Genomic DNA, 19,153 nt, shown 5'->3' on the forward strand with positions numbered 1-19,153 from the left:
TTCCATCATGAAAAATTTGTACCCAGCCAACACCACAAACCCCTCGCACTGTAAGCCTGATGAATACCAACAAATGTACAAACAATCGATTGAAAACAATGAAGCTTTTTGGCAACAACAGGCGCAACATAGACTTCACTGGGATAAAGCATTCACACAGGTCAAAGATGTGTCTTTTGACCTTGATGACCTGCACATCAAATGGTTTGCTGATGGTGAATTGAATGCCTGCTACAACTGTGTAGACCGTCATTTGGATAACAAGGCTGATCAAACAGCCATCATCTGGCAAGGTGATGAACCAAGCCAAAACCAACACATCACATATACCGACTTGCATCGAGAAGTGTCTCGCTTTGCCAACACATTGAAAAAACTCGGTGTGGTCAAAGGCGACCGCGTGACCTTGTACATGCCAATGATTCCTGAAGCGGCTTATGCCATGTTGGCTTGTGCCCGAATTGGCGCTGTACATTCTGTGGTATTTGGTGGTTTTTCTCCTGAAGCTTTGGCCGGCCGAATCATAGATTGTGACTCAAAGCTGGTCATCACAGCTGACCAAGCCGTTCGCGGCGGTAAAGCCATTCCCTTGAAAGCCAATGTCGATGCGGCGGCGAACAAGCCCGGTGTCAAAGACCATTTAAAAGCGGTGCTGGTAGTTAAGACCTCAAATCAAGAAACCGAATGGCATGATCACGATCATTGGTACCATGAAGCTTCAAAAGATGTCAGTGAAGACTGCCACTGTGAAACCATGAATGCCGAAGACCCACTGTTTATTTTATATACATCAGGTTCAACTGGTCAGCCCAAAGGCGTGCTGCATACCACCGGTGGCTATTTATTGTATGCAGGCATCACCCATGAATATGTGTTTGATTATCAAGCAGGCGATGTCTATTGGTGCACAGCTGATGTTGGCTGGATTACAGGCCACAGTTATGTGGTTTATGGTCCTTTGTCGAATGGTGCCACCACTTTGATGTTTGAAGGCGTACCGAATTACCCTGATGAAAGCCGCTTTTGGCAAATCTGCGATCAACACCAAGTCAACATCTGCTACACCGCACCGACCGCCATCCGCGCTTTGATGAAAGCTGGCGATGAAGCCGTCTCAAAAACCGACCGCAGCAGTTTGCGCATACTCGGCACCGTCGGTGAACCCATCAACCCAGAAGCTTGGCGTTGGTACCATGAAGTGGTTGGCGACTCACGCTGCCCTATTGTAGATACTTGGTGGCAAACCGAAACCGGCGGCATCATGATCACACCTTTACCCGGTGCCACAGACTTAAAACCCGGCTCAGCCGCGCGACCCTTTTTTGGTATTGAACCGGCTTTGCTTGATGCCGATGGCAACGAAGTGTTGAATGACTCAAAAACAGGTGAGGCTAAAGGAAACTTGGTCATCAAAGGCTCATGGCCTGGACAAATGCGCACCGTTTATGGCGACCACCAACGCATGAAAGACACTTATTTTTCAGCATTCAAAGGCGTTTACACCACCGGTGATGCAGCCAAACGCGATGCAGATGGTTATTATTGGATCACAGGGCGCACCGATGATGTACTGAATGTTTCTGGCCACCGATTGGGAACGGCTGAAGTCGAAAGTGCTTTGGTTTCACATCCGAGTGTCGCAGAAGCGGCCGTGGTCGGTTGTCCCCATGACATCAAAGGCCAGGCGATTTATGCCTATGTTTCCCTGATGGATGGCGTGTCAGAAAGTGATGATTTACGCAATGAATTGGTTCAATGGGTGCGTCAAGAAATCGGCCCGATTGCCACACCAGAACACATCCAATGGGCACCGGCTTTACCGAAAACACGCTCAGGTAAAATCATGCGCCGCATCTTAAGAAAAATTGCCGCCAATGATTATCAAAACCTCGGCGACACTTCGACCTTAGCCGAACCTGCTGTTGTTAAAGATTTAATCAATAATCGGCAGATTCGATAATCTGGACATACCTCACATGTTCTGACTGTAATAAGCTTTCAAAGCCTCAACATCCATTCTCATGCCGGGCGTCAAAAAAACATCAGCCCATTGAGGGTACGTTAAACCACAGGCTTTTGGCATTTCTAAGCATGTTGACATCATAAAATGACTGCTTGCTATGCATTCATATGTCGACCCACGTTCACAAGCCATCAAACGCAGCGTAACGTCAGCCAACTGCCTCATATAAATAAATTGTCCACCTAAAATATCTTGCTCTGGCCGCCTTTGCTTAACCCCCCAGCTTTGCATGCCGCGTGAAGCGACACTCAATGCTTCAAAATCACCAGTTTGCTGCGCAGCCACAAGGTCTGATTGGGCTTGTTGAAAACCTTCAAGAGCGTTGAATGGCTTGTGACTGCCTGATTGACGTTGAAGATTGGCTGCCTTTAAAGATTTTCCCTTTTCTGACGTGGCTGGAATGCTGTTGATTTGCTGCAAGTTTGAGGCCAAAACAGGATACTGTTCAGTCCAGCTCAGACATTGCGCTTCATATTCAATGATCAAAGGTTTCAGCTTCACATAGTCGTTTCTTTTTGATAATTTTTCATCAAAATCAATTTGTTTACATTGATTCAAACGGTTTTTAATGGCCAAAGCTGCCAAAAAGGGATCCTCATTTAATTCTGATTGACTGACTTCTTGATAAATAAGATCTGCCACATTTTCACGTTTTGGAGCATCACCTTTGTTTTTATTAACAACCAAAGGTGCTGATATAACTTCTGACTGAAGCTCAATGGGTTTGCTAATCACATGAGTTGGTTTCTCAGGTTCAACCTTTTGCTGATTCTGTGCGAACCCAAACCATAAAACCAGAAGCCCAATGACAATTAATACAACGATTAACTTATGGTGCATAAAACTGCTCCATAGCCACCAACATCCAATCGACATCAAATAATTGACCAGCGGTTAAATGGCCATTGAAATAATAGTCCATCACACTTAGACCACAGGCATCGTTTTTACCAGCACCATACAAGCCCAAACACTTGGATATCATGATTGGACTTTCTGGGCCACAATCGGCTCCCAAACCACAATAATACAGCTCGTTCACTGCGACCATGGTGATAAAGTAAGCGAACTTGTTACCCGATGTTAAGTTGACCGCGTGCATGAATTTTGAACTTGGTGTTTGGTATTGATATGTGTAACTGTTTTGCTCATCTAATAAATAAAAATATTCAGCCAAGTTTTTGTGTGAAAAACCATACATCACTGAAAAACCCGGGGTCAGCTCTAGAATGAATTTTGCCAATAAATAGACATCAGGATCATGACTGAAGATTTGCTTTTCTGCTGCCATCAGAACGGCTTCCAAATCATTGATCGCCGCTTGGGCAAGAGAAACACCTTTAAATTTTTGTTCTTTGAGTTGTTGGTTAATCTCAGCAATTTGTGCGTATATTGGTTTATTGTGTGCAATTACAGCCTCATCGTCTAATGCGCCAATGGTTATTACTGTAGAAAACAGTTGCTTGACTCTTTGCTTTGCTTCTTGGATTTGTTGTTCAGTCCAAGTGTCTTTTCCTTGCATTGATTCAACCACTTTTGTCGTTAAATCAGGTAATTGTTGCTGAATTTTCAACAGGGCTTTGAGCTGTTTTTCTTTTTTCGACGCCGTTTTTTTAATCAACAACATATTCAACAATGAAACATCCATATAACTGACATAAGTATCTTGTGCTGCAGTTGCTTGCCACTTTTCAATCAATGATTCACACTGGTTCGCATAGGCTGTCGCCATTGCTGCTTTGGGCTCTGGCAAGGATAAATCCATGGCACCATATCCCTGCCTGACTAAGTTTTCTTGTTCCTTTTCCCAAATATGATCAACATAGTCAAACGCTTTTTTCTCATACTTTGCCCTGCGCCAACTTATGATATACCTTTCACAGAGCAAAGCTTGACGGTACATGCGGTACAGCGCCATAAAAGACAAAGCATCAAAGTCAATGGCGCCCTCTTTTACTTGGTATTCTGGTATTACAGCTTGTTCTTGATCGCTTGTCTTTTTTTCCTTTGGCTTTTTATTGTGTTCTATTTTTTCTTTAACATTTTCCTTTACAGGTGATGCTGGCATAGGCGATTTCTTGTTGTCGGTTTCAGCCTTAAAAAGCAACCAAACTAATGCAAAGAGAACAACTATTTCTACAACAAGAAATCTCTTATTTTTCATTGATATACTGCCCTTGGGCTTTTAAATGTTCCAACACCAATACCACGTCTTGTTTCATCCCCGGCATGAAATTTTGCTCAAACCACTGTTGATAAGTTAGCCCGCAATATGACTCATTTGATGAGCATTTATTGAGCATCAGCCAACTCCCAGCACCACAAAATTCTTCTTGGCTATATTCACAAGAGAGTAAATCCACCGCCGTGCTGAATACCAAGTCTGAATAAGCATTGTTTTGATCAAAAGCTGCGGTCAGTTCTTCATCCACATAAACTGAATGGGTCATGATGTAATCCAAAACATAAGGGTTTTTTTCTTTCAAGCCTTGCTCAAAAATATCTGCCGCATAATTGACCCGTTCAATTGGGTCGGTTAACTGAGTGAATGCCCTGATCAAATGGCCTAATTGACTCATTGCTGGTAATTCATTGCTTTTTTGGTTCCACATCAGTTTGGCAGACAACATGGGAAACCGGGCTTTCCACTGCTGACATTGCTCTTGTTTCTTGCTTAAAATACCTTCACCTTTTTCGGATTTGCTGAGTTGATATTTCATAAATTCAGCATCAAGCAAATCACATTCTGTGGCCCTTATATGCAATGAAAATCCTTCCACATAAACATCGTCACTGAACAACTGCGATGATGCTTCTGACACCAGTAAATCTTCGTCTTCTGCGGTGAGGCCCGTTACAGCAGGCAAATAATCCAACACTGTTGTTGGCTCGGGTAATGGTTCGGCTTCAATTCTGGGCTCAGCAACCTTTGTTACTTTTTCTTCTTGATTTAAAACCTTTGGCTGAATTTGTGGCTTTGTTTGAGACGTTATTTTGGACATGTAAATCCAAGACGTCAAAGCCAATATTATCAACACAATGATCACCCTACGAACCATATTCCACCTCCATCAGCTCCATGATCAGTTGAACATCTTGCATCAGTGCGGGTGAAACATAACCAGAGTTATAAAAAGTGACCAAGTCCTTACCACAAGCGGCTTCGGTCTTTTTAAATCCACCAAAGCCCAAACAATATGAGGTCATCAGCAAACCATTCTCGCTACAATCTTCTCCCAATGCACACAGGTATAATACCCCTGCTGGTACCGCAGCTTGGTTCAATACATGACGTTCACTCATGCCCAACAGCTTTAACATCCTTTCACCTGGCGTGGTGTATTGAACACCGTATTCTTTACGAAAGAAATCATACCAAAGCACACCCAAGCCAGAATAATCAGACTGCATTTCTGCTGTGGTTTTGGCCAAATAAAACACATCAGAATCAATGCTTTTTAATTTGGCATTAGCCTCTGCATACAAAGCCATTAATTCGCCAATAAGATACTTGATTGCTGTTTTGTCTTTATGTTTTTGTGAGGCTAATTGTTGCATCAATGTTTTTAGTTCTTGCTTCAACTCATCATTGTTTACTGTGTTCTGCGCATTGGCCGCCATTTGTTGCATCAGGTTTTTTATGTTTTGTTCTTGTGCTGCAATTTCAGCACCTGTCCAAGTATTTTCACCCTGGTGTAAGGCGATGATTTCCGCTTGCACGCTAGTAATACCTTGCTGAACCATCAACATGGCCTTGATGCTTTTTTCTTTATTGCTTTCAGCAGCCATGTCCATCAAAACATTAAGCAACACAATTTTAGGGTCACTTTTGGCCAATGCATTCGCTTTCAGTGACTGACTGCTTTCAAACTTTTCAACGAACGCAATCACTTGATCACATTCAGCAATATAGGCATCCAGCCTGTGTAACTGTTCATCAGATGTTACTTCAGGTTCACCCAAACGCCTTTGTGTTGCCGTCATTTGAGCCAAAAAGTGAGTCGAATAATCAAACACCAAAGCATTATCATCACCTTTATGTCGAAAAGGTGAATTTAAGTAAGGTTGGCACAACTGCGCCCATTGGTATTTGCGATAAACTTGTAAATAACTTATCTCAGCAACAATCACGGTTTTTGGTTCAGTAACTTTTAAAGTATCATTCGTAACAGCTTGGGTCATATCTTGTGATTGATCAATCACAACTTTACCCGCGTTCTTGGCAGAATTTTTAACAGCTTGCAATGTAACAAGGTTTGCTGAATTGTTTTTTTGAGGTTGTTCCTGATAGCTGAAAAAAAACCACAATAAAAAAGCTGTTATCAACAAAACCAAAAGGATACGCTTAATCAACATCTTCTCCATTAGCAAAGGCCTTCAACTTTGTAAGCACCAATGCCACATCTTTTTTAACTCCTGGCATGTGGTTTTTTTCAAACCATTCAAAAAATGGCATGCCACAATCATTCGGTGTTTGGTAACAACTTTCTGCTATGATTCCACTGGTTGGCCCACATAAACCATCGGCATCCCAATGACATATCATGTGATCAAATGCCAACTGGGTGACTCTGTGCTGATAACTTTTATTACGGGTTCCCAACCATTGCCCATAATTGAATGTATTATCTATCCCTGTATTTTGCAATGACAACTGTAACCAATGTGCTTTTTGACTTCTCAGGGCTAAGCGCACCAGCACTGTTGCTTTTTCACGCCTTTCTGCAAAAGGAATAGATCTCAGTGCTTTCACTTTTTCCCCCCATTCAGATGTGGCAGGTATCCAGTCCATAGGCTTCCCAGTAAAACTGCTGACCAACACATGTGGGTGTTTATTTCTTTTCGCAGCACAATGCTTTTTATATTGTTCATCCCATGCGGTGTTCTTTATCTTCCCTTCTAATTCCGTTCTCAAAAAACCACGCGTGAACATTTCACAATACATCAATTGATCCATTTGCATGGTGGTTTCAATATATGGGTCTTCACTGTACTCAGGTGTGGCAATTTCTTTCATTACCATTTCAAGTCGGTATTCTTGTTCTGATGTCAGTTTCTTTTCTGTTGGTTTTTCTTGGGGCTGTTTTATTTTTGGTTCTTTGGGTACTTTATTGTTCTCAGTTATTATCTGAGGGTCATTTGATTTAACCTTTTGGCTGGGTTCTTGTGACTTTTTTAGCCGCACTTTTTCCGGGTATTGAAGTAAAAACCAGATGATCCCCCCTATTAAGACCAAACTCATCCATCCTTTATGTCGCATAGTTGTCTTCCATCCATTGATACAAAATCAGCACATCTTCAAGTAAATTTGGAGACATGGCATGATTGAGGTAAAAATCCTGTACCGAAACCTGACACGCCTCTGGCATGTCCAGGTAATAGCCTAAACACAACTGCATCGCCAAAACACTTTCGGCAGAACAATCATAGCCCAAGCCACACAAATACAAAACCGCTGCTGGTTGTGCCGCCTCAGCAAAAGTATGAGCTGCTTCAATTCCAAATGATTCCATCATTTGTTCACCCGGCGTTCTCAATGGAAACCCCTGCTCTGATCGATAATAAGAAAAAGACATACCCAGCCTTGAAATATCATTACTCCATTCCGCAGCCAGTTTAACTAACTTAAACACATCTGGGTCATCCCCAATCAAACGCACTTGCAGCTCCATCCACTGCTGTAACAATTGTGACCACGCTGCCTGATAAGCTTCGTTTTCAGTGTCATAAATGTTTACCAGTTGATCATCGAGTTTCTTGATTTCTGCCACCAGAAACTCATATGAAGCCAAGGCCTCCTGGCTGTCTAAGCTGTTTTCTAAATCATTGATCTCCTCACTTAACGCCCTCATTTCACTATATATACTGGACTTTTCTTGATCATTTAATTTGACACTTTGCTTTTTGACTTCTTCAAGGTTTTTTCGAGCTTGGTAAAATGACTTTGTAAGCTCAAAATGTGTTTTAATGTGTTTTTCTTTTTGGGTTTTCGCGGGAGTGGTTTCAAGTAAGTGTTCGAGCTCAAGAAACACTGTGTTACCTTGATTCACTTCACTTTCATCTACTTGGGCATAAGTGAAAACAGCAGTCTTTAACCCCTCACAATATTCTTGGTAACGTTTCAACCCTGAAATCGCACGAGGATCTAATTCAGTTTGTGCATCTTTTTGATGATGATTTTTTGTTAAGGTCGTAACAAAATCTGAAGATGGATTGCCCTTATTACGAAAGGCAAACCAAAAATACCGGCCACAGACATTTGCCCATTCCATACGACGATAAATGGCCAAATAGCTCCAGTCTTTACTTACTTGATTATTAGATTGAACAACATAATCAGTGACTTCTTTAGAATTAAACGACTTGTTTTTTAATTGCTGTTTGATGTTCTGAATATTGATTGTTTGTTCAATGGTATTGGTTTTTAAACTGACAAGGTTGGCTGTTTGTTTTTTCTGCTCATCTGTCTCAAGCAAGAAAAAGGCCATAACGACCAACAAAACCATCACGATAGCAATATAACGCTTATTCTTCATTAACTTTTTGTTTCAAATAGTCAATCACCAATGCCACGTCTTTCTGTTGGCCTGGCATGGTGACTTGATGGTACCAAGTCTGAAAATCCACACCGCAATGTTTTTCATCTGCAACACATTTTTGTAACATAAAGAAGCTGTTGGATCCACAACTGACCCCATTTTGAAATTCACATGACAGTTTTTGCGTTGCCAAACTGATGATGTAAGCGTGGTATGACCGGTCTGTTGATTTAAAAATGTTTTGACCCATTGTTATAGGTTCATACCTCATACCATAGCGAAACCCCAAGCCTGATGCCGCAATGACAGGGCCACTTTTTGTTTCTACAGCAGCCAAAACTTCATCAGACATAAGCTCACTTTGTGATCGAGACAAATCACGTTGTTTTTTAAGTCTGCCATATTTGGAATTAGGCACCAAAGCTTCTTTGTGTTTTTTATATTCATCAATGTCACTGATGACTGGATACTGTTTCATAAATTCTGGGCACACCAAACGTGCTTTTTTAACCTGTGCCAAAGCGGCATCAGTCGCTTGTTGGCCAAAAAACAGCAAAGCCTCTAAATCTGGTAAACATTGAAAGTGTTGAAATACAATAGACTCCATCTCAACAATGGGGTCTTCACTGTATTGTCTGTTTTGAAGTTCTTTCAGGATAGCCGACTCCGTTGATGCTTTTTCAACATCAACATCACCTTTAACTGCAGTGGTTTTCTTGAGCTCAATTTCTTTTAGCATGGGCTTATCTGTCATTACTGGTATGGTGACAACTCCTACAGTTTCATCATTTGGTACAACAGCTGTTTCAACCGGCAATGTTTTTTTCCAAACCAACACGCCGCAAAAACTCACCACGATAAACAACAATGCAACCAGCATGAATTTACGATCCATATTGTGCCTCCAACCAATCAACAACGTATCGAATGTCCTGTAACTGGTGCTGTCCTAACCACCGGGTACGCATGAAATTTTCAACACTTAAACCACATGCAGCTGGCTCTGTCCTGACGCCATAAAAAGGCAAACACAAGTTCCTGATCAATAATGAATCTGCCAAACAATCACCACCCAAGTTACAGTAAATCATGCGATCAATATGATCCCCATTAATGGCCAACCATTCTGTATCTATACCGCCTATTAAAGTTTGTGTAATTTCCATCGGGAAAACGTATTCAGGCACCAGTTCATCGACAGACATGTTTTTGATCTGTTTTTTACCAACATAAGTAAACATCAATTGTTTTGATGCTAAATTCAGTGCTTGATTTACTTCAGCAAAAACTTCAGGGCCATTGCTGTACAACATATTAAACAATTCGTCTGTTTTTTCATGCAGTGCTACCATCACCTGATTTCTCAGCGTTTCATCAACCCGTTTCTGTGCAGACAATTGTGCTTGTATAGCTTCAATTTGTAGCGTAATTTCCATTTGCAATTTTGAGTTGTTTAGCGCCGTTGGTTCATACCTGCTTTTGTTCAGCGCCTTAAGTTGATTGACTAATTCCAACACAGCTTCGGCTGTCAAAGTGTCATCACCCTTTGAAATAAATGCCACTTGAGACAACAAATCTTTCCATGTTTCAATCAGATCCAGAGCACGTGATAGAGCCTGTTCTTTTTCTGATTCAGGTTTTGTTAGTGACAACTGCTCTGCTAATTCTTCTACCAAGATATGTTGATTGAACGAGTTTGACTCTTGATCCTTGATAAATACCTGGTTTGACAAACCCATCACATGCTCTTTCAAGTCTGAGCACTCTACAATTTGTTGATGCAACAAATCGAACTGTACCCTTGACGGTTGATACAGTTCATCCTGACTCACATTGCGCATGGTTTCTGTCAACCAGCGATCAAAATCTATGTTTTCATCCGTCATCAATTCTGAAAAGATGGATTGACAGCTTTTAGCCAATTGAAGTTGCTGATACACCTGTAAATAACTGAGCGCTTTTTGAGTTTCAACCGCATCAGGCTGACGTTCTGAAATTTCAAACGACTCTACTGAATGCTGTGCTTTTGGTTTGACCCGTTCATTTTCAGTTTGTTTAACCTGGTTGTTCAAATTGATGCCGTCTGTTTTTGAAACCAGATTAGGCGTTGTTTTAAACTCTTTTTGTTCTTTTGCGGTCCAAAACCACAGCAAAACAGCAATAACAATGATTACCAGTAAGGATAATTTTTTCATGAGCGTGTGTAAGTTTGTTTTATCAGCTTGTAAATTACAGTTTGTGATATAAGTTTTTGGGAGTGAATTTTTGATGCACCAAGCCCAAATCCTTTAATGTCTCTGTGGTGTCATTAAGTACGCCTTCTTTCAAGTCGATTGACGCGCTCCATTTGGTATAGGACAACCATTCGGCCACATCTTCTGACTTTAAATCATACAATTGTGCAATTTTTTCAACTTTATCAGGATCAGCGGTTAATTTTTGTGCTTGCCCAAATGCGGTTTCAAGCAAGGCTTTGACTTTATCTGCATGCAATGCCAAGGTTTGTTGGCTGGCAACGACGACAAAACAGGACCAGGGTGTTGGACATTCACCAATGCGTCGGAATTCTCCACTGTCCACATAAGGCTTGGTGGTAAACTTTTCCCAAAAGAACACATCGGCTTTTTCTTCTTTGAATGCCAAACGTGCACCGTCTAAATTATTAATCACTCGGAACTGAAGTTTATGGACAGGCCAATCTTGCTGGCGGGCATGAACATACGGCATCAAATGTGAGCCCGAACCATAGCGACTGATGGCATACCTGTGGTGGTATATTTCATTGACGTCATGGATATCAGATTCGGCCGGCACATGAATGCCCCAGATGATAGGTGAGTCAGTATAAAAAGAGACGATTTTATAGTTGGCACTGCGTGAAATGCCTGAAATAGCACCCTCAGTCAACAATATAGCCATGTCGAGTTCTTCATTTTTGATGGCCTGAATCATACCACCTGTGCCTTCATAAAAATCAGTCCACTCTGCTTTGATGCCCTTGGCTTCTAATTCACCGCTCTTCAGCGCCATGTGCCAAGGCAAATTATAATGTTCAGGTACACCGCCTATTCTTAATCTGATCATGATTGGTTTTTACTTTTAAAAGACTCATTATATCAACAAAACAGCATCCTCTCATGTGCGTTAAGCCACAAATTGCAAAGCATGTTAAACTCATTTCATGAAATACTTACTGCTACTTTTATGCTTTTTAAATACAGCACATGCCAACGCCCCCATCAAATTGTTAATCAAAGGTGGCGTTCAAGAAAAAACCCAGTTTTATGTTTTACCCATCACTTATAAAGGTGATGGCGTGAACCCCAGCTATGAAGTAGAAGAAGCCATCAAAGTAGCGATATCTGGTGCTGGACTGTTCTCAATGTCATCTCGTTTAAAACCTCCTCAAAATGTAGAAAACCTCAATCAATGGAATTTTCTTGGCGTGCGTTTTATTTTAACTGGACAGTTATTTGAAGAGAAAAACAGTTTGATTTTGCGGTTGTCTGTTCAAGATACTCTAACCCAAAAGGGGCTACAGGTTTCTTCAGTGTTGATGCCTGATCGGCTCAAATTCAGCGTGCAATTATTTGCCGATCAAGTTTATCGGACCTTATTCTATGCCGCACACACCAACTTAGATACGTTTGAAATCATGCAAAATGAAGACACAGCTTTGACCAATTACATGCACAGCATTGTCAAAACTTTTAAAAATGCCTGGTCAAAAACTGACAACAAAGGATCGTGTTTGGTACACATAAACCAAATGCCCGGTGGCGGTATTTTTACCCATAATATGCAAGAAAATTGCTTCCATAATCAAACCTTTGCAGAGGAAATAAGCGAAATGGTTCAACAAGTTGAAGTTTTACCCTATGAACATTACCAAGAACAATTCAATAAAAGCATCCACATCACCTTTTCAAGGTAAACCTTGAGTCAGTGTTCTACATTGTCTGAATTGGCATTGCGCTGTAGGTGTAACCCTAGGTCAACCAAATGTTTATCCATTCCCCATTCTCGCAAATGCTTAACCGCCCACTCAGGACTTTCATCAGCATGACATTCATTACAGGCATTGGGCGAGTTTTCCAAGCCCATGCGTTGTGACAATAGCGGGTTTGGAATGGTGCCAATGTTATGCGCACGGACAAAATGTGGCACACCTGAAACTTGGTTCAACATGTTTTTCGGCATGTGACAATCGTAACAATAAGAGCCTTCAGTGCCAGATTTGTGCTTGCTGTGTGCACCTGAATTTTTCACAATGTCCATATGGCAGTCGCTGCAAAATTGATTGCTTTGCACACTGGGTTGCAGCAGGCCTTTAGCCGTTGGTTTTTTATTGTCATGCGGGTTATGACAATCATAGCAACGCATGTCGGTTGCTTGATAATGCTTAGAGTCAGCAAAAGAACGGAACAAAGTGCCCAAGCCTTTGGGGCGCCCATCAGGCCAAACTTCAATCGTCGGAATGGTTCTGCCCGGAACCAGCTCCGCTTCTGCGAAATAGGGGGATAAATCATTTAACTGCCCATGTTCATCATATCCTGGGCGGTAATTTCTATACAAGTCCATGCGTGTGCGCAAGATGTCAGCACCATGGCAACGCGCACAAACGCTCAATGCCACCCCCTGATCTTGCTTTGTCGCATTCATGATAAATGGTGCTTGCTTGTCAAAGATCCGTTGATCTAACCATGAAGCCAATCGGTTCATCGGCTTGTCATCCATGTATTCAACATGATCACTTCCTGGTCCATGACACACTTCACAACCGACACCCAGTTCTGTCCATTCAACATCTGCCTGGGTATGCGCACGGTCTTTATCATGTTCTTCCAAATTCGTGGTGTGACAACGGGCACAATAGAGGTTCCATGCCGAATTGAGTGGCTTCATTTGCTCCCACATGTCATGCACCGAGTGAATGCTTTGTTCCTGTTCATTCCAGTAAGCGAAAAACTCATTGCGTGGCACCGACCATTGAATCGGCAAACGACGCAACACGCCACCATTTTCTTTGGTCAGGAAAGTCTGTCTGTATTGAAAACCAATCACTTTATCAATCTTCATCTCAGTAAATGTATCAGCACCTATGTCACGCAACGCCATAAAGTATTCACCATTGCGGTTATACATTTTAGCCGCAGGCAAATGGTCAAACTGGGTTTTTCGATGCTTTTCAGGGATAAAGAAAGCACCTTCACTGAAATTAGCAACAAATGCATCAGGCCCTGATTCACTGACGATGTGGTGATGAGGTGACTGTTTCCATGCAGCAAAATTAATGAAATGACAATCCCCACACACTTGACTACCGACATAATCGGCATGAAACACTTCTGGCGCAGGATCTCGTAATAGGTAAATAACAGCTATTGCTACAGGTATGATCAAGAGCATCAGAGCCAGTTTTTTCACTTTCTTTTTTGTATGATGCGAAGCTGTTGGTTTGGCTCATTTTCAATCACAAAACGGGATCCTGCCAAATTTTTGGTTAACACAGCATGGTTATCAGCCATGCCTTCAATGCCCCAATAATGAAACCAATAAAGTGTCGTTTGCTCTTTATCGGATGACAAATAACCCTGCCAAAAAGCATCATTGCTGCTGTGCTGCCATAAACGCAAGACCAACAGATTATCACCCTGTCGTTTACTCATCATCAACTGTTCTACTTCACCCATATATAAGCTGCTCATCACAGGCTTGTCTTCGTCAGACTCATCCACCAACAAGGCTTGATACAAATTACCCCAGGTTCTCACGGCTTCAGACGACCAACCTTGCGCCTCAAGCTGTGAAAGCAACACGTCAGCATCAGCTTCTACTTCAATATTTAATGAATACCCACTGTCAGTTTGTTGAACGGCCGAATTTTCTCCAACCTTTTGTGCCAACCAATCCGGTTTATTGGTCTCAATATTTTGCGGAAACAACAACCAAGAAAGTAAACTCACCAAAAGCACCGAAATGATGAATATGGCTTTAACAGGCCAGCCCAAAAATTGTTTTCTGTTGCGGGTCCTGAATGCCAAACCCACCAGCATTGCCCAAACACCACCAGTGAATATGGAAATCAGCACCACACCCAAACTGAGTTTAAAGAAAAACAAGGCAGCAAAACTGTGCAATGAGACCAAAACACCCGCCAAAACATAAGGCCAGCTTCGCCATTTAATCGGGTATGCACCCGAAACCACCACAGCCCAAAAGGTAGCCAAAGCAGCAAACCAAAACACATGCGCACTACCAAACCACAACCACTGTCCCGCGGCAAAACGAACCACCAACACGGCAAAAATATAGCTGCTTAAGGACAAAAACAACCAATGCCAAAGCACAATAGTCAACCGCCTGAACAACAACCATGCTGCCACCAAAAGGGTGGTCACAATCAAGGTCAAATCATGGCCCAAGTACATCAACCATTTCATCGGCAGTTCAGTCCATGGGTTATGGAAATGATAGAAAAACACATCACTGCTTTGGTTCCATGCGACCACGCCTTGGTGATCAGCCATTAACCAGATTGCCAAGCCCAAAAACAACAGCAACAGAAAAGCCAACATCGCCAAAGAACCTTTTTCAGATTCTCTTGGATCAACCAAACCTGAAGTCAACTTACCCAATTTGGGATGCCTTTGTGTCCAGGCTAATAATTGACTCAGTAAGCGGTAAGCACGTGGGACCAACAACATATAAACCATGCTGATGAGCCAATAAACCACCCAAATCAAGGCCACCAAAGCCAATACCAAGACTGCCAACTTACCAGCTATGGCTGCCATTTGATCCATCGCAGAGCCAAACAACATCCCAGGCAGCAGGTAAAATGGGGCCCATAAAATCGAAGCCACCAAACTGATGGCCACATAGAGGCGAACGTTCATCCCCATCATGCCGCCAATGGCTGGAATCACAGGGCGAACAGGCCCTACAAAACGCCCGATAAACACACTGACGCCGCCATATTTTTTAAAAAAACGCTCGCCTTTATCAATCAAATCAGGGAATTTATACATCGGCCAAATTTTCAACAAACGCCTTTTGTATTTATGCCCAATCCAGAAACTGATGCCATCTCCAAAAAAAGCACCCAAAGACGCCCAAAACCAAGCAGGATAAAATTCTACAGCACCCAAACCAATCATGGTGCCCAAAGCCAATAAAAAGGCTGCACCAGGCAAAATAATACCGACCAACAAAATCGATTCACCAAAGGCAAACAAAAATATCAGTATGCCTGTCCAGTTGGGGTGTAATTGCACCCAATCGAAAATGTCTTTAATCCAGCCTGATTCCATCGCTTATTTATTCCATTACAATGCTTTGAACGATTCCTGTGCCGCTTTGATGGTCAAGTCAATCAAAGCATCATCATGTTTTGAACTGATGAATCCTGCCTCATAAGCCGAAGGCGCCAAATAAACTCCACGATTTAACATTTCATGGAAGAATTTTTTGTACAAAGCTTCCCCTTCAGAAGTCAATTCATCGAAACTGTTGGCTGGCTGTTCAGAGAAAAACAAACCAAACATGCCGCCAATGAATCGCGTTGAGAATGTCACTCCCGCATCATCGGCTGCTTGTTGTAAACCTTGGATCAAACGTTCACTTTTGCCTGCTAAATCTTGATAAAAACCATCAACTGAAATTTCTTTCATCATTGCATATCCCGCAGCCATGGCTAAAGGATTACCCGATAAAGTCCCTGCTTGATAGACAGGTCCAACTGGCGCAATGTAGTTCATGATTTCTTCACGACCACCAAAGGCACCCACAGGCAAGCCACCACCAATGACTTTACCAAATGTCGTCAAATCCGGCGTGATGTCATAAACCGCTTGTGCGCCACCTAATGCCACACGAAAACCCGTCATAACTTCATCAAAAATCAACACCGAACCATATTCGTCACACAAATCTCTCATGCCTTGTAAATAACCCGGCAAAGGTTCTATCATGTTCATATTTCCAGCAATAGGCTCAACAATAATCGCAGCCACATCGTCACCACAGGCTTTCATCAATTCAGACAACTGGTCCAAGTCATTGAAGGGAACGGTAAGGGTCAAATCAGCAACTGCATCTGGCACGCCAGGTGAACCAGGGATGCCCAATGTTAAAACGCCACTACCGGCTTTAACCAAAAATGAGTCGGCATGACCATGGTAACAACCTTCAAATTTGATGATTTTGTTGCGACCTGTAAACCCACGTGCCAAACGAATCGCACTCATGGTGGCTTCAGTTCCTGAATTCACCATTCGGACTTTGTCAATGGATGGAATCATTTGGCAGATTTTTTCTGCCAATGTCACTTCAGCTGGTGCAGGTGCGCCGAAACTCAAACCATTGTCCACCGCAGCATGTACCGCTTTTAAAACGGCCTCATTACCATGACCTGCAATCATTGGCCCCCAAGAACCAATGTAGTCAACATAACTGTTGCCTTCCACATCAAACATCTCGGCGCCTTTGGCGTGTGAGATAAACAAAGGCTCACCACCCACGCCTTTGAATGCGCGAACGGGTGAATTAACGCCACCAGGGATGACTTGTTGGGCTTTTTCAAATAAATCGTGATTTTTGCTCATGAAATGACCATGTTTGTTTTCAATGGCAGCATTATAAATCTTTTGCAATCCATATGGCATGAATTACAATGATGTCTTGCAGAAAATTGACTCGCATCATGCCAGCTTACGCCATCGCCTCAGGACATTATGAAACCAGCCACGCCGCTGCAGAAATATTAAATCAAGGCGGCAATGCCTATGATGCTGTACTGGCCGCCATGATGATGTCTTTTGTTGCTGAACCTTTGTTGTCATCACCTGGTGGTGGCGGGTTCATGTTAGCAGGTAAAAAGGGACAACAGCCCAAAGCCTATAACTTCTTCCCACAAACACCCTCAGTTAACCCCATAGATCTCGACCCAAAGTCATTAGACTTTTATCCCATTCATGGCGACTTTGGCGACCGCCATCAAGAATTTCACATAGGCGCAGATGCAGCGGCGGTCCCGACGGTTGTAGCGGGTATCTACAAGATCCATGAACAACTGGCCTGTTTACCGCTCAGCACCCTCGCACAACCCGCCATAAAAGCCGCTCGCCGAGGTGTTAAAGTCAATACCCAACAGGCTTTTGTGGCACAAATATTACAGCCCATCACCAGTAACAACGAAACGGCACATCACTTTTTTGGCCGCATGAAAGCCGGCGGTGTTTGGAAAAATGAACAGTTGGCCGATTTTCTTGACAGCCTAACAAAAAACAGTCATGACTGGTTTTACCAAGGTGAAATTGCACAATTCATCACCCAAAACAGCCTGTTAACAGCTGCTGATTTTGAAAATGCCCAAGCCTCTGTAAGCGATGCCTTACACCTAAAATTCAGAAACACTGACATTTACACCACACCAACGCCCAGCAGTGGTGGCGAAGTCATCATCCAACAACTGCTGGCCAGTAAAGAGGCTGATAATCAAACCATAAGCCACAATTTAATTCGCCTAAAATCAATGCAAAAAGCGGCGCAACAACGCCAAACAGCAGAAGTCACACGCGGCACCAGTCACATTTCAGTGACTGACACAAAAGGCAACCTGGCCAGCATGACTTTATCTAATGGCGAAGGTAACGGCATTGTTTTGCCAGAGCATGGTTTCATGTTGAATAATTTTCTGGGTGAAGAAGATTTGAATCCAAACGGTTTTTTCAAATGGAAACAAGGCGACCCTTTAAGGTCAATGATGGCACCCAGTCTCATCATCAATAACCAGTTTCGCATGGCCTTAGGCTCTGGTGGCTCTAACCGCATCAAAACCACGCTTTTTCAAGTTATTGACAGAATCTGTCACGGAGATACTTTAAAAAATGCCATCAACGCACCGCGCTGCCATTATGAAAAAGGCCACTTGGATATAGAACATGGTTTCAATGCAGCAGACACAAAACAACTGAAACAACACTGCCCAAACCACATACAGTTTGAACAACCCAGCTTGTATTTCGGCGGGGTCAATGCCGCACTATCAGGGCCACAAACCTTGGGTTACGCCGACTTCAGACGCCATGGCTGCGGCATCACCGGAATATCTTAACCCTCAATCATTTCAACGCAGCTTACTGACACCGTTGAATTGAGATTTGATGTCATCGAAATGTTTAAACAATAAATCCAATGCTTCGTGGCTTGCTAGCAACCCATCATGAAACACCGGCGCGTATAACAAACCCCGTGCCTGCTTTGCCAAAACACACGAAGTGATCATCAAAGCCATGATTTCTTGCGCATTTGAAAAACAGTTGAACATGGCAACTGCCTCACAACCATCAAACCGAGCCTCATCTTCATCTGACCACGACCAATCTTTGTGCTGGTAATCTGCCAGTGCATAGTCAAACACACAGGGCAAAGTTTCAAATTCAGCATCCACCCGAAGCAAAGTTTCACTGGTCAGATCAAAAGAATCAGGCAGACTCAAAGCCAATTCATGCTGATTCAAGGCACTTTCTAAATTCGCCCCTGATAACAGTTGCTTGTCTCTTAAAAATACAAAATTTTGAATACTCAT

16 protein-coding genes are annotated in these 19,153 nt (G+C 42.6%); 3 read left to right on the forward strand and 13 right to left on the reverse strand.

Annotated elements, in window-relative coordinates:
- Nucleotides 1-7 precede the first annotated feature (7 nt).
- Nucleotides 8-1,960: an acetate--CoA ligase gene (gene acs, locus FET73_RS05040; RefSeq protein WP_154222812.1), complete on the forward strand. Its 1,953-nt coding sequence runs from the start codon at nucleotides 8-10 to the stop codon at nucleotides 1,958-1,960.
- Between the two features lie 12 nt (nucleotides 1,961-1,972).
- Here acs and FET73_RS05045 read toward each other — a convergent pair whose 3' ends face one another.
- The 9 genes from FET73_RS05045 to FET73_RS05085 form a co-directional block, all read right to left on the reverse strand.
- On the reverse strand, nucleotides 1,973-2,863 hold the full coding sequence (locus tag FET73_RS05045; protein WP_154222813.1) for a hypothetical protein: 891 nt from the start codon (nucleotides 2,861-2,863) through the stop codon (nucleotides 1,973-1,975).
- Nucleotides 2,853-4,187: a hypothetical protein gene (locus FET73_RS05050; RefSeq protein ID WP_154222814.1), complete on the reverse strand. Its 1,335-nt coding sequence runs from the start codon at nucleotides 4,185-4,187 to the stop codon at nucleotides 2,853-2,855. Before FET73_RS05050 ends, FET73_RS05045 begins: the two co-directional genes overlap by 11 nt.
- A complete protein-coding gene (locus FET73_RS05055) occupies nucleotides 4,177-5,082 on the reverse strand; it encodes a hypothetical protein (RefSeq protein ID WP_154222815.1) in 906 nt (301 codons plus the stop codon). The genes FET73_RS05050 and FET73_RS05055 overlap by 11 nt, the downstream gene beginning before the upstream one ends.
- Nucleotides 5,072-6,268 (reverse strand): hypothetical protein, encoded by a 1,197-nt coding sequence (locus FET73_RS05060; protein ID WP_154222816.1) that lies wholly within the window; start codon nucleotides 6,266-6,268, stop codon nucleotides 5,072-5,074. The genes FET73_RS05055 and FET73_RS05060 overlap by 11 nt, the downstream gene beginning before the upstream one ends.
- A gap of 100 nt (nucleotides 6,269-6,368) precedes the next feature.
- Entirely contained in the window at nucleotides 6,369-7,283 is a 915-nt protein-coding gene (locus tag FET73_RS05065; RefSeq protein ID WP_154222817.1) for a hypothetical protein, read from the reverse strand.
- Nucleotides 7,273-8,559, reverse strand: a complete 1,287-nt coding sequence (locus FET73_RS05070) for an AAA family ATPase (RefSeq protein ID WP_154222818.1) — start codon at nucleotides 8,557-8,559, stop codon at nucleotides 7,273-7,275. Before FET73_RS05070 ends, FET73_RS05065 begins: the two co-directional genes overlap by 11 nt.
- Complete coding sequence (locus FET73_RS05075; protein WP_154222819.1) at nucleotides 8,549-9,457, reverse strand: hypothetical protein; 909 nt, start codon at nucleotides 9,455-9,457, stop codon at nucleotides 8,549-8,551. The genes FET73_RS05070 and FET73_RS05075 overlap by 11 nt, the downstream gene beginning before the upstream one ends.
- A complete protein-coding gene (locus tag FET73_RS05080; protein ID WP_154222820.1) occupies nucleotides 9,447-10,757 on the reverse strand; it encodes a hypothetical protein in 1,311 nt (436 codons plus the stop codon). Before FET73_RS05080 ends, FET73_RS05075 begins: the two co-directional genes overlap by 11 nt.
- A gap of 34 nt (nucleotides 10,758-10,791) precedes the next feature.
- Nucleotides 10,792-11,646 (reverse strand): substrate-binding domain-containing protein, encoded by an 855-nt coding sequence (locus FET73_RS05085; protein ID WP_154222821.1) that lies wholly within the window; start codon nucleotides 11,644-11,646, stop codon nucleotides 10,792-10,794.
- 97 nt (nucleotides 11,647-11,743) lie between these two features.
- Here FET73_RS05085 and FET73_RS05090 point away from each other — a divergent pair, with 97 nt between their 5' ends.
- Complete coding sequence (locus FET73_RS05090) at nucleotides 11,744-12,496, forward strand: hypothetical protein (RefSeq protein ID WP_154222822.1); 753 nt, start codon at nucleotides 11,744-11,746, stop codon at nucleotides 12,494-12,496.
- An 8-nt stretch (nucleotides 12,497-12,504) separates the two neighbouring features.
- On the opposite strand, the gene FET73_RS05095 is transcribed toward FET73_RS05090, so the two are convergent.
- Genes FET73_RS05095 through hemL form a run of 3 tightly spaced genes read right to left on the reverse strand, consistent with a single transcriptional unit; the run spans nucleotide 12,505 to nucleotide 17,168 of the window.
- Nucleotides 12,505-13,971: a multiheme c-type cytochrome gene (locus tag FET73_RS05095; protein ID WP_218944262.1), complete on the reverse strand. Its 1,467-nt coding sequence runs from the start codon at nucleotides 13,969-13,971 to the stop codon at nucleotides 12,505-12,507.
- A gap of 14 nt (nucleotides 13,972-13,985) precedes the next feature.
- Entirely contained in the window at nucleotides 13,986-15,875 is a 1,890-nt protein-coding gene (locus FET73_RS05100) for a DedA family protein (protein WP_154222824.1), read from the reverse strand.
- A 15-nt stretch (nucleotides 15,876-15,890) separates the two neighbouring features.
- The gene (gene hemL, locus FET73_RS05105; protein ID WP_154222825.1) at nucleotides 15,891-17,168 is read right to left on the reverse strand and encodes a glutamate-1-semialdehyde 2,1-aminomutase; all 1,278 of its coding nucleotides are present in this window, start codon (nucleotides 17,166-17,168) and stop codon (nucleotides 15,891-15,893) included.
- A 71-nt stretch (nucleotides 17,169-17,239) separates the two neighbouring features.
- On the opposite strand from hemL, the gene FET73_RS05110 reads away from it, so the two are divergent.
- Nucleotides 17,240-18,679, forward strand: coding sequence for a gamma-glutamyltransferase (locus FET73_RS05110; RefSeq protein WP_179952112.1), 1,440 nt, complete (start codon nucleotides 17,240-17,242; stop codon nucleotides 18,677-18,679).
- A gap of 12 nt (nucleotides 18,680-18,691) precedes the next feature.
- Here FET73_RS05110 and FET73_RS05115 read toward each other — a convergent pair whose 3' ends face one another.
- Complete coding sequence (locus FET73_RS05115; protein WP_154222827.1) at nucleotides 18,692-19,153, reverse strand: hypothetical protein; 462 nt, start codon at nucleotides 19,151-19,153, stop codon at nucleotides 18,692-18,694.

Origin of the sequence: Marinicella rhabdoformis, from assembly GCF_009671245.1 — a bacterium.
Taxonomy (GTDB): Bacteria; Pseudomonadota; Gammaproteobacteria; order Xanthomonadales; family Marinicellaceae; genus Marinicella; species Marinicella rhabdoformis.